Consider the following 12,515-nt stretch of genomic DNA (forward strand, 5'->3'; position numbering starts at 1 on the left):
TTATTTACATGATAAGCTGGCAAACTACCGCCCATTTCGCGTGTTTGCATTCGTCTGCGCAGTAAAGTGCAGTCAGCGGGAAAGGTAAGTGGCGGCTACTCTTTCACAAAGCTGCTTACCAGCTGCACAGACTGAGTTTCCGGATCATGCATTGCGAAAACGTGAGCGTTTCACCAGTACAATGGATGCGACCGGCAACACCAGACCAATGATGGTTACCGTTATCAGCAAGTGACCCAGTTCGCTATAGTCTGCTGGTATGACGATTTCACCGGTAATTGTGTCCTTCACCTCACGCGTTACTTCGTAAATCTGATTCAGATATTTGGTGCCCAGCTGTGAAGCGGACAGTGCCAGGTTGGTAAACGACGCCATTACCGCAAAGAACGTTGCTTTGAGTTTGTCCGGCGCGGAATTCGCAATCCATGCCAGCATCGGTATCATGGCGATCTGCCCCAGCGGAGATTCCAGCGCCGTATCGATCAGCGCGATAAAACGCGCATCCACGACACCACCCGTCAATGCGGCAGTCCATTCATGCAGACCAAAATACATGCCGATAATCGGCAGCGATAAAAAAGTACCGGCGATCGTCAGAAAACCAATAATATAGGCGATAGAACGTTCTGCCATAAAACGCCGAAAAATGAACATGCCGAATAGCGTCAGGGTGGCTCCAACCAGTGATAGCACAGCAAGAAACTGTTGATCAAAGCCCAGTTCATCGATCATCCACCAGGTTGAACCGGCACCCGGTCCCGGAATGGCGCGGAAAATAAACACCAGAAATGCAGTTCCCACAAGAACATGACGCGCCTCAGGTTCAAGCTCATTCGTCAACCGCCACATTAAAAACAGAACAATCGACATGGATATCAGGAAAATCACTTCTTCCGCCCCCGGCATACGACTCAAACCCACTGCCAGCGAAGTAAGGGTAAAAAACAGACCGCCACCCAGAATCCACCAGTTTACCGGCGGTGGTTCAGTATGAATTGCCAGCAGTCTGGCCGATTCCAGCCTGCTGTAACCCTGGGATACTAATTGCTGGATATTGCGCCTGCGCAGCCATGATGCCAGCATCACCCCCAGAACCGATACCATGGGAATGATGAGCGCAAGCTGGTATACCAGCAAATATACCGCCTCTTTTTCATCTTCTGGTAACGTGGCGGCATCGCGCAGCAAGAAGACATTCACCACCGATACCAGAATACCGCCGCCAATAATGGCCACCCGGCCTAACGTCTGCATCGTGACATGCATCAACTTGCGCGTCTGAGCGTCCAGTTTGGTTCCGTTTTCATCAACACGCGGCACGGCTTCCACAGTCATCGCATCGGCGACAACATCCTGCAAGACGTAACCAATCGGTGCAAGCAGCGCGGAGACAACATACCAGGTTTCGATAGAAGCCATTGACGCCATGAATTCCGTATGTCCGAGCAGACCGATCATGATGCCCAGGCTTAGCATGATCAAGCTGGCTCCGAGATAGACCAGAAGGCTTTTCCAGCGCCACATCAGATCAACCAGGTGACCAAGCGGCATTTTTAACGCCCATGGCAGCATCATCCAGAAACCAAGCATGGCCAGAAATTCCGCGGATAATCCAAGTTTTTCCTTAACATAAAACGTTCCAACTATACCTGTTAATCCCGAAATACCTGCGGCAACATAGACCATCAACGGCGGCATGTAAGACAGCCGCATCTCCCGTCCAAGCGATATTATGTTTGCATTGAACCAGTGACTGACGACAGCAAAGAGACCCGTAGCAGAGAAAATTTTCATGGATTGTTATTGTTAGTTAAGTTTGGCGTTCAATGTGTTCTAGTGCTCTATCAATATGATATTGCCGGGTTCAGTGAGCTTGTCAGTGTACATGGCAAGGCGTGCCTTGCAGGCAATAGCCTATTCTATTGCAAAAGGCGCAACACAGACCATGGGCGCTGACAAGCTCACCCACAGACCGCCGGCAGGCAATGATACAGGTTTCGAATTGCTTGAGCGGTCGGGCTGCAGATAATGCAGATAATGTTGTGCATGTTGATCAAGGTAGAGGTCTCAAGACTGGAATTATTGAACAGTTTTTTACCTGCAGGTTGATGAAAAACGTTTTCGAGGCAGGCGACGCAAGCAAAACGCAGCGGACAGCCATCATGCTCACCCGGAGGGCGGGGCAGGGTGTACCGGGTAAAAATCGGCGTTTATATAATAAATGCGCATAGATGTACATTTTTCAGCCTGTTTTTAACGCTGCAGCAGTAGCCCAGATAGTTTTTCAACGCCCTGTTAGACTGGTGAATATACCAATACAAGTTATTACTCAAGCCAAACACCGGGTTAAGCCAAACACCGGGTTGAAAATATACTCTGCCAAACAGAGAGCGAATCGGAATTTTGTTTATGCGCGATGCAGCTTATATAATGTTGGAAGAAAGTGCTGGTGATTTCATTCGTCTATCAGATAAGAGCACCCCAATTTGAAAGGGTCGTTATAAATTTCACGCTCTTGGCAGCGGGAACACTACGGATTCGACCACGCCGCCTAATTCTTCTACTGAAACTTCTTCACCGGTTTGTTCTGCACCAATTTGCCTAATACGTGCTATCACCTGTTGAACCAGTATTTCCGGTGCGGACGCACCTGCGGTAATGCCGATCTGATGTTTGTTTACAAACCAGTTATCTGTTAGCTGCTGGGCATTGTCCACCATATAAGCCTCGACGCTGGCATTACGCGCAACTTCACATAACCGATTGGAATTAGAGCTATTAGGGGAGCCGACCACAATAACCAGGTCGCACTGTTTCACCATTTTTTTTACCGCATCCTGCCGATTCTGCGTGGCATAGCAGATATCGTCTTTCTTGGGGCCGGTAATCAGTGGAAAACGTCTTTTCAAGGCATCTACAACCCGGGCCGCATCATCGACAGATAACGTCGTCTGTGTAACATAAGCCAAATTCGATTCATCTTTGACCTGAAGATTTTCAACATCACCTTCAGTTTCGACAAGATACATGCCTTTGTCCGCGCCTTCTGCCTGTCCCATTGTCCCTTCGACCTCAGGATGTCCCTGATGTCCAATCATGATAATTTCCTTGCCTTCCTTACGCATCTTGGCCACTTCCACATGTACTTTTGTTACCAGTGGGCACGTTGCATCGAATACCTGAAGCTCTCTTTCCGCCGCTTCCCTGCGAACCGCATGAGAGACACCGTGGGCGCTGAAAATCAAAATACTGTCTTTTGGCACTTCATCCAGCGTTTCGACAAAAACAGCGCCCTTTCTTTCCAAGTCTTCTACAACAAAACGGTTGTGCACGACTTCATGACGCACATAAATCGGCGCACCATGCATCGATAGTGCGCGCTCCACAATCCCAATTGCACGGTCGACTCCTGCACAGAAACCTCTGGGATTTGAGAGTAATACTCTGATCATTTCATTTTTCTCCATGAAAAGATGCGTAAAAATACATCAATCGATAAACTGATTTTAATCCTGTTCCTGGCCGTAACGTTTAACCAGTTCGACCCGCTTCAAGTAAGCATCACGTGCTATCTGAATATCTTCAAGGTATTGTGGCAACTCCTTCATCAACAATGCCTGCGGTCCATCAACCAGTGCTTTGCTTGGTACCGGATGAAAATCCACCAGAACCATGTTGGCGCCCGCGATAATTCCTTGCGCTGTTATATGCATGATATCGAGTATGCCGTCCGGCGAACCGGCCCGGGTACCCACTGAATGGGATGGGTCAATGCAGACCGGCATCCGTGTCAACCGTTTTACAACCGGTACATGTGCAAAATCGACAAAATTGCGGTGCGGATCCCCCATATTCGTTTTCATGCCCCGCAAACCGAATATCACCTTGCGATTACCTTCAGAAGCCAGATATTCCGCAGCATTTAAGGATTCGTCCAGCGTAATGCCAAATCCGCGTTTAATCAAGACTGGAAAAACTTGCTGCCGCCCGACTATTTTCAGTAATTCAAAATTCTGGGTATTGCGGGTGCCAATCTGCAACATAACGCCTGTTGCATTACCGGTTTGGTGTAGCGCAGTGCGTATTTCTTCCAGATGCGCTTCGTGCGTAATCTCCATTGCGATGACTTTTATGTCATACTTACCTGCCAGATCAAACACATAGGGTAGACAGCTCTTTCCGTGCCCTTGAAAGGAATAGGGGCTGGTTCTTGGCTTGTAAGCTCCCATCCGGGTGCATACCTGTCCTTCCGCCTGCAGTGCTTTCATCATGATTTCCGCATGCTCGAGCGTGTCAACAGCGCACAAACCCGCAAAAACATTTAATGTATCCTGGCTGAAAAGTACACCGTTATATTCAAAACTGCTGGAGCGATTGTCATTCTGATGCCGCCCGAGCACGCGGTATTCTTCTGACACACGTACCACACGTTCCACGCAGGGAAGATTGCTGATTTCTTCGGTTGACAGCGCCTTGGTGTTTCCGATCAAATACAGCTCTGTCAACGTTTGCTCGATACCTACTTCGGTATGCACGCGCGCTGAAATACCGGGAAGATTGGCAAGATGGGCTAACAGCTGTTTATATTCTTGGCTCTCCGGCCGGGTATTGGGAACTAGAATTAGAATCATAAATTGGTATCAAATAGTTTATGCTGGCAAATCCAGCATAAATAAACGGGTATTGAATTCTAACCGAAAATACGGGCTGTTGCCATGCATCTGCTAACGTTCCGCCGCACGGAATTTGTCGAATGCCTGCAGACAAGCATGCATTAATTCTCCGACATACACAATACCCAGAAACTGCCGTGTCTGACCGTCTATCACTGGAACGGTTGCATGCTTGCAATCTTTCAATTGTACATATGCCTGATAGGCATTCATCTCGTTCGTTAAAATCTCTGGCGGCGTTACAAGCATGCAGCCAATTTGCTGATTCAAAGTTGTTTCGTCATCCCTGTCAATCAGAATCAGCATCGCCGGATTGATTTGCCCCTTTAACAAGCCTTGTTGATCAACAACATAGGCTGTTTCAACCGACGGTGTAAATGGCATCATCACATGACGCGCTGTTTTCAGCGTCATATCCGCGGTCAATGCAAATGGCTGTTTTAGCATTAACGTGTTTACAGGCAATTCAGTCAGACTTTGCTGTATCTGAGAAGTTTCCGGCTCTACGCCGCGAGAACGTAATTGGTGATAAAAATAAGACCGGTTAAACAGCTCTCTGGTTACAGTGCCTCCGGTAGCGACCGACACCATAACCGCCGTCATCAGCAGATAACTGCCCGTCATTTCAAAAACGATTAAAATTGTTGCAATCGGTGCGCCGATTACGCGGCTGACAACGGCTCCCATACCGACAACCCCATAAATGGCTGGTGATACATCCATATTGATCAATATCTGAACACCAGTTCCGCACATTGCACCCATCACCGCGCCGAGAAACAGTGCAGGCCCGAATATGCCTCCTGAAAAACCCGCAGCGAAGCTTATTGATGTCGCCAGCAGCTTCGCCAGTAACAGCATCGTTAAAAAACCGATGGCCATCTCAGAATGCAGCACATCGCGAATCACTTGTTCGCCCAGTCCGAATGTCTGTGGAAAAACAACCACAATGCCGCCGAGCAGCACGCCGCCTATTAATGATTTAATCATGGCAGAGCCCGGCAACTGTTGAGCAACATGACTAAAGCGGGACATCATTGCCATATAGATAACGGCCAGCGCTCCGCCAGCGACGCCGACCAGTGCAAACAAAAAATATTCCCAGTTTGCAAACACAGGCAGGTCGGGCAAAATAAAAAGCATGTTATCAAGCGCATGCATTTTGACAATCGCCGTGGCTGCCACAGACGAAATCGCGATGGGCATGACAGACCTGCTGCCAAACCGGCCCAGTACGACCTCATGCGCAAAAACCACACCAGCCAGTGGCGCAGAGAAAGAAGCCGAAATGGCGCCCGCCACGCCGCATGCCAGCAGATTTTTTTTACGCTCTGCCGTGAGCTTAAATACCTGCCCCAGCCACGACCCTATCGATGCTCCCAGATGTACCGCCGGCCCGTATCGCCCGACTGATGCCCCGCTGCCAATCGACACAATAGTTGCTACCGCACTGCTCACACCTGCTTTGAACGATAAATCACCTTTTCCAAGCCGCGCTGCTTCGATGACGTCTGCCGGACCCTCATTCAGCTGCTTTGGCATGCCATAGCGGACGACCAATCGTACGACAACCGCACCGGCGACTGGCAGAAAAAATAAGTGCCAATTGGAAATTGTTTCCAGATGTTTATAAAGCATACCGCCTGTTGCGCCCAAAAACAGTATGTGCAGATTATCGATTGCCCATAAAAATCCCAGCGAGGCATAACTGGCCACAACACCGGCAATCATGGCCAACAAAGCCATAAGAATGATTTCACGCCAACTGGTTACGGATTCATGCATGGTGTATCTACCTGTTACTAAAACGCATGTCGCATGGTCATCCTGGATATTGCGTCAATACGCTGGATTTTGATTTGTAATTATTGTGTCTATCGGTTTTCATGGATTCTAACGAAAGCATGGTTTGTACTCACGGGCCACCTGCCGGTTTCTAACTTGCCCCGTCCTGAATTGAGCGCGTATGCCTCCTATGCCGCAGAATAACTGTACCTGTGGCCGCGGGCACGCTCAATTCAACACTGCTCAGCGTCTGAATTCCAGCAACTGGTGCAATATCCAGGCCAACGATAAACTTGGCTGCGGCAAAATGTCACATGGTCATGAGTATCCATTTAAACTAATGTAATATATTTTTTTAAATCAACGAAAAACGGCCGCACAGACTAGTACAGCAAAAGCACTATGTTTAACGATCTTAACAAATCTCCGCTCAACAAGAACTTGCAAAGGCTGTTTATGCTCAGGAATATCGCGATTCTCGCACAATGCCTGACATTCAGCCTGGTGTATATCATTATCGATCTTGACATTCCGTGGACTGGGATGATTATTGTTGTCATATTGCTGACAACACTCAATTTATTGACATGGATACGGCTGTATCGAAAATGGCCGGTATCAAATCTGGAGTTTTTTGCACAATTGCTGATCGACGTGTTTGCGCTGAGCGCACTATTATATTTCAGCGGCGGCTCAACCAATCCTTTTATTTCACTGTATCTTTTGCCACTTACCATTGCAGCCGCCACGCTTCCCTGGCGATATACCTGGGTGATGGCCATTATCACCATCGGTTGCTATACGATACTGTTGTTTAATTATATTCCGCTTCCGCATGATCACAGCAAGCATCTGATCGAATTTAATTTGCATGTATCCGGCATGTGGCTGGCATTTGTGCTGAGCACTGTTATTATTGCCTGGTTCGTTGTTAAAATGAGCATATCCATACGGGATCGAGACCATGATCTCGCCCTTGCCAGGGAACAGGTGCTGCGCAATGAACAAATCGTAGCGCTGGGAACATTAGCGGCAGGTGCCGCCCACGAACTAGGCACTCCGCTTTCAACTATGGCTGTCATCACCGGAGAGTTACAGAAAGAAAATACAGACGACAGTGAATTTCAAAGCAATATTCGTATTCTGCGCGATCAAATCACCCACTGCAAGGAAACACTGACACGGCTTCTTGCAAAGGCAGGGCAGGCACGCGTCGAAGGCGGCAGCCAGCTGCCCGTTGATGAATTTCTGAGTTCATTGCTTGAAAAATGGAAACTGATACGGCCGACTGTAAAATTCAGCTATCATAGCGACGGCCCATTACCCGCGCCGAAAATTATGGACAATCAGCTTGTCAGCCAATCGCTGCTGAATTTATTGAATAATGCCGCCGATGCATCATCAAAACAAATCGAGATTAAGAGCCGCTGGGACGAGACAAATCTGCATCTGGAAATTATTGACGATGGTGAAGGATTATCGGATGAGGCCACACATCGTGCCGGTGAAGCTTTTTTCACCACAAAAACGCCCGAACAGGGATTCGGTATTGGCTTGTTTCTGGCCAATGCAAATATTGAACGTTTGGGCGGCAGCGTTCATTTATTCAACCTTGAAAGCCGGGGCGCATGCACTCAGGTTACCCTGCCATTAATTGAATCAGAGGCATGAATTTAACAGAATCTGCTGACACCGGGGAACAGCCCGATTTGCTCATTGTCGATGACGACGAAATATTTTCGGATGTGCTGGCAAAAGCCATGACCAAACGGGGATTTAATGTGCACACCACACATAATATCGAAGCCGCAATGCGCTTTGCCGAAACGATTGTCCCGGAATATGCTATCGTGGATCTCAAATTATCCAATGAATCGGGACTAGTACTCGTGGAAAAATTAAAAGAACTGGATCCCGGCACCAGAATAGTCATGCTGACAGGCTATGCCAGTATCGCCACAGCTGTAGAGGCTATAAAGCTTGGCGCCACGCATTATCTGGCCAAGCCCGTTGATGCAGATGAAATTATGAGCGCATTCGAACGCGTCGGCGGTGAAACTGATATACCTATCAGTGCCAACCCATTATCCGTAGGCAGACTTGAATGGGAATATATTCACCGTATTCTGGCCGAGAATGATTACAATATTTCGGTTACAGCACGGATGCTGAACATGCATCGCCGCACGTTGCAACGAAAACTGGCAAAAAAGCCACTCCGCGAATAATCCCAAACATATCGCTTTTTTGCCGGAAAAAAGTATAGTGAAACTTTTATACTGTTTTTTTCTACGCTTATTTATTACATCTCAGGTACAAAAAACAGATACATGAATAACTTTAAACCGGGTCAACGCTGGATTTGCGATGCCGACTTGCAACTGGGTCTTGGCGTTGTGCAATCGGTTGAAGAACGCGCTGTCAGTATCGCTTTCCTGGCAACAGGTGAAACCCGTACCTATGCGCGTCAATCCGCTCCGCTCACACGCGTGACCTTTGGTGCCGGCGATACAGTCGCCAGCCATGAGGGCATCGTCATCCAGGTTTTATCAGTCCAGGAAAAGAATGATCTGTTCATTTACTCAGGTAAAGACCAGACTGGCAACGCCGTCACGCTCCCTGAACACCTGCTGGCGCATCATCTGCAATTCAACAAACCAATTGACAGATTGTTCAACCTGCATCTTGATCCGGACAAATGGTTCAGGCTGCGGCACCAAACCTGGCTGCAACGCAATCAACTTGCAAATTCCTCTTTGTACGGCTTGCTGGGCGGACGCACCAGTTTGATTCCACATCAACTCTATATTGCCTATGAAGTTGGCCGCCGGTACGCACCCCGTGTTTTACTGGCTGATGAAGTCGGGCTGGGTAAGACAATTGAAGCTGGTATGATTATGCACCAGCAACATTTAGCCGGCCGTGCCGAACGTATTTTGATCGTGGTTCCGGAAACGCTGACACATCAGTGGCTGGTAGAAATGCTGCGCCGTTTTAATCTGCATTTCAGTCTGTTCGACCAAGAACGTTTTGCCGCACTTGAAGAAAGCAATATCAGCGACAATCCTTTTCACAGCGAACAACTGGTTTTGTGCGGAGTGGATTTTCTTTGCCGCGATAAAAAACATGTTCAGGCAGCGTTGAAAGGTGACTGGGACCTGGTGGTTGTAGACGAAGCGCATCATCTGACGTGGTCAGAAACCGAATCCAGTCCGGCATATCAGACAATCGAACAATTGGCCGCACGCACGCGTGGCTTGCTGTTGCTAACCGCGACGCCCGAACAGCTGGGGAAAGCAAGCCATTTCGTCCGCCTGCGGCTGCTTGACCCGGATCGTTTTTCAGATTTTCACCGCTTTGTCATTGAAGAGCAGCAATTTGAACCGGTTGCCGATGTCATTGAGGAACTCCTCGATGGCCAGAAACCAAGCGATGACCTCAGGCGCATCGTATTATCGACCGAAAATACGCCGCAAACACAAGCACTGCTCGCCTGTTTGGAAAAACCAGAAACTGAACCCGAGATATGCACACAGGCGCGTCACGCACTTGCGAACATACTGCTTGACCGTCACGGTACAGGACGTATACTGTTTCGTAATACACGCGCTACGGTCAAAGGCTTTCCAGCAAGAAAACTGGTGGTTACACCGTTGCCGTTACCCGATTATTATGACGATTGTTTAAAGATTTTCGAAACGACGCCGCTGTCGGAGCCGCAATTGTTACTGTACCCTGAACTGCTTTATCAGGCCGGTGCCGATAAAAACAGTCCGGACTGGACTGAAATTGACCCGCGCATCGACTGGCTGCACCAAACCATGTTGCAGCTCAAGCCCGAAAAAATCCTGGTAATTACAGCCAACGCACAAACCGCGTGCGATTTGGCGCATGCGCTGAAGATGATGACAAGCCGGCATATACCTGTTTTTCATGAGCAAATGTCGCTGCTTGAGCGCGATCGCGCGGCTGCTTTTTTTGCCGATACAGATGCAGGCAGTCAGGTTCTGATCTGTTCTGAGATTGGCAGCGAAGGACGCAACTTCCAGTTTGCCCGCCATCTGGTTTTATTTGACCTGCCGTTCAACCCTGATTTGCTGGAACAGCGCATTGGCCGACTGGACCGCATTGGTCAAACGGACACAATTAAAATTCATGTGCCTTGTCTGCAAAACAGTGCGCAGACGATTATGCTGAACTGGTTGCACCAAGGTCTGAATGCGCTTAAAAAAAACTGCCCCGCAGGACTGGCCGTATACCAGCAGTTTAAACACGAGTTGATACTGGCAATGCATCAGCGAGAGCCTGAATCAATCTTTTTTGCAAGTTTGGCCGAGCGTACCCGAAAGGCCAGTCAGATGCTGAGTGAAGCGCTTAACCGCGGGCGTGACCGGTTACTGGAATATAATTCATTCCGCCCACAAATTGCCAAACAGCTCTATACCGTCGCTGTTTCTCGCGATGCAGACAACAACGTACAACACTATATGGACTCGGCTTTCGATTGTTTCGGTATACATACAGAGGCACATCGTGCAGACTGCTATCGCATAGAACCCGGTACGCATATGACCGCATCGTTTCCCGGGTTGCCCGACGAAGGGCTGGTTATCACCTACAATAGAAATACAGCGCTTGCTAACGAGGACATGCAATTTCTGACCTGGGAACACCCCATGGTCATCCACGCGATGGAGCGTGTACTGGATAACGAAACCGGTAATGCCACCGTATCAGGCTTTTCACATCGCGACGCCCGGCCCGGCACACTGTTTCTCGAATGCCTGTTCGTTCTCGACATTACTGCAGAGATTTCTGCGGCCGGCTATCGTAACCGCATGCCCTCAATCATGGCGCGCACGATCATCGATGAGCATGGCCGTTCTGATTATTCAACGCTGGATCATGACAGTATCAATCAAAACCTTTCCCCGATATCGCCGCATGTGGCCAGGCATGTTATCGACCTGAAAAAAGAAGCCGTCAAGGAGATGGCCGCCGCCAGTGAGAAGCTTGTTCAAATACAAATTCCACACATCATCCGGCAAAACAGAGAGCAACTTCAGACAAGCATCGCTTCAGAAATTGAGAGACTGAAAGCATTGCGAGAAATCAATCCCAGTATACGTGATGAAGAAATTCTATTTTTCGAACAGCAATTGAAAAATATAACACGGGCATTGGATGCTGCACACACCAGACTGGATGCATTGCGTGTTATTGTCGCTACCTGAGTATTTTATCTGAATTTGTCTGTTACACCCGGTTCTGCCTTCATTTTCTATTCGCCGCGCCTGTATCTTATAATGGCGCTATTTCTTTATTCTTGCCCTTAGTCATGAACGAACCGCGTATTATCGTCGCTTTGGATTTCAACAACGCTAAACAAGCGCTTAATTTAGCCGCACAGCTTGATCCGCAATTATGCCGTTTAAAAATCGGCAAGGAGCTGTTTACTGCAACAGGACCCAGCTTGGTTGAACAGCTGATACGCGATGGATTTGATATCTTTCTTGACTTGAAATTTCACGATATTCCCAATACTGTTGCCGGCGCCTGCAAAGCGGCCGCCAACATGGGAGTCTGGATGATGAACGTACACGCACTCGGCGGCAAAAAAATGTTACTTGCCGCACGCGAAGCGGTTCCACCGGGCGCGGCCAAGCTGATTGCAGTAACATTGCTTACCAGCATGGGCCCAGACGATCTGGATGATATCGGGCTGCATGAAGAACCGGAGCAGGTTGTGCGGCGCCTTGCCATACTGACAGAAAATTGCGGCCTTGACGGCGTGGTGTGCTCTGCACTGGAAACCGCCGGTTTAAGGCAACACGTCAATTCAAACTTCAAACTGGTCACACCCGGCATACGTTTGGAAAACGACAATCATGGTGATCAGAAACGTGTAACGACACCGTCTGCAGCGGTAAAAAACGGTGCCGACTATCTTGTCATCGGCAGGCCTGTTACCCAGTCGCCTGATCCGCTATGCATTTTGCGGCAACTGAATCATACCGTACAAAATGAAAGCGTTGTTTCGCCCCGTGATTCATAGTG

General features: G+C 48.6%; 8 protein-coding genes. 4 read left to right on the forward strand and 4 right to left on the reverse strand.

All coding sequences use genetic code 11. The features are described from left to right. Positions 1-144: 144 nt before the first annotated feature. The 4 genes from BMY60_RS02220 to BMY60_RS02245 form a co-directional block, all read right to left on the reverse strand. Positions 145-1,794, reverse strand: coding sequence for an MFS transporter (locus tag BMY60_RS02220; protein WP_090330867.1), 1,650 nt, complete (start codon positions 1,792-1,794; stop codon positions 145-147). Positions 1,795-2,507: 713 nt separating this feature from the next. Next, positions 2,508-3,452: a 4-hydroxy-3-methylbut-2-enyl diphosphate reductase gene (gene ispH, locus BMY60_RS02235; protein WP_090331005.1), complete on the reverse strand. Its 945-nt coding sequence runs from the start codon at positions 3,450-3,452 to the stop codon at positions 2,508-2,510. A gap of 54 nt (positions 3,453-3,506) precedes the next feature. Then, positions 3,507-4,631 carry a 3-deoxy-7-phosphoheptulonate synthase gene (locus tag BMY60_RS02240; RefSeq protein WP_090330871.1) on the reverse strand — a complete coding sequence of 375 codons (1,125 nt, stop codon included), beginning with the start codon at positions 4,629-4,631 and terminating at the stop codon, positions 3,507-3,509. Between the two features lie 93 nt (positions 4,632-4,724). Then, on the reverse strand, positions 4,725-6,458 hold the full coding sequence (locus tag BMY60_RS02245; protein ID WP_090330873.1) for a chloride channel protein: 1,734 nt from the start codon (positions 6,456-6,458) through the stop codon (positions 4,725-4,727). A 402-nt stretch (positions 6,459-6,860) separates the two neighbouring features. Here BMY60_RS02245 and BMY60_RS02250 point away from each other — a divergent pair, with 402 nt between their 5' ends. The 4 genes from BMY60_RS02250 to pyrF all read left to right on the forward strand — a co-directional run bounded on the left by BMY60_RS02250 (position 6,861) and on the right by pyrF (position 12,513). Further along, entirely contained in the window at positions 6,861-8,129 is a 1,269-nt protein-coding gene (locus BMY60_RS02250) for an ATP-binding protein (protein WP_090330875.1), read from the forward strand. Beyond that, positions 8,126-8,686: a response regulator transcription factor gene (locus BMY60_RS02255; protein ID WP_090330877.1), complete on the forward strand. Its 561-nt coding sequence runs from the start codon at positions 8,126-8,128 to the stop codon at positions 8,684-8,686. Before BMY60_RS02250 ends, BMY60_RS02255 begins: the two co-directional genes overlap by 4 nt. A 102-nt stretch (positions 8,687-8,788) precedes the next feature. Next, entirely contained in the window at positions 8,789-11,692 is a 2,904-nt protein-coding gene (rapA, locus tag BMY60_RS02260) for an RNA polymerase-associated protein RapA (RefSeq protein ID WP_090330878.1), read from the forward strand. Positions 11,693-11,796: 104 nt separating this feature from the next. Next, positions 11,797-12,513, forward strand: coding sequence for an orotidine-5'-phosphate decarboxylase (pyrF, locus tag BMY60_RS02265; protein WP_090330880.1), 717 nt, complete (start codon positions 11,797-11,799; stop codon positions 12,511-12,513). Positions 12,514-12,515 lie beyond the last annotated feature (2 nt).

The organism is Nitrosomonas sp. Nm51 (assembly GCF_900111165.1).
GTDB lineage: Bacteria > Pseudomonadota > Gammaproteobacteria > Burkholderiales > Nitrosomonadaceae > Nitrosomonas.

What these genes read in the sequence shown, in the direction of transcription:
- rapA (WP_090330878.1), top strand. Translation starts at nt 8,789, where the DNA reads ATGAATAACTTTAAACCGGGTCAACGCTGGATTTGCGATGCCGACTTG.
- BMY60_RS02245 (WP_090330873.1), bottom strand. Translation starts at nt 6,458, where the DNA reads ATGCATGAATCCGTAACCAGTTGGCGTGAAATCATTCTTATGGCTTTG.
- BMY60_RS02240 (WP_090330871.1), bottom strand. Translation starts at nt 4,631, where the DNA reads ATGATTCTAATTCTAGTTCCCAATACCCGGCCGGAGAGCCAAGAATAT.
- BMY60_RS02250 (WP_090330875.1), top strand. Translation starts at nt 6,861, where the DNA reads ATGTTTAACGATCTTAACAAATCTCCGCTCAACAAGAACTTGCAAAGG.
- ispH (WP_090331005.1), bottom strand. Translation starts at nt 3,452, where the DNA reads ATGATCAGAGTATTACTCTCAAATCCCAGAGGTTTCTGTGCAGGAGTC.
- BMY60_RS02220 (WP_090330867.1), bottom strand. Translation starts at nt 1,794, where the DNA reads ATGAAAATTTTCTCTGCTACGGGTCTCTTTGCTGTCGTCAGTCACTGG.
- pyrF (WP_090330880.1), top strand. Translation starts at nt 11,797, where the DNA reads ATGAACGAACCGCGTATTATCGTCGCTTTGGATTTCAACAACGCTAAA.
- BMY60_RS02255 (WP_090330877.1), top strand. Translation starts at nt 8,126, where the DNA reads ATGAATTTAACAGAATCTGCTGACACCGGGGAACAGCCCGATTTGCTC.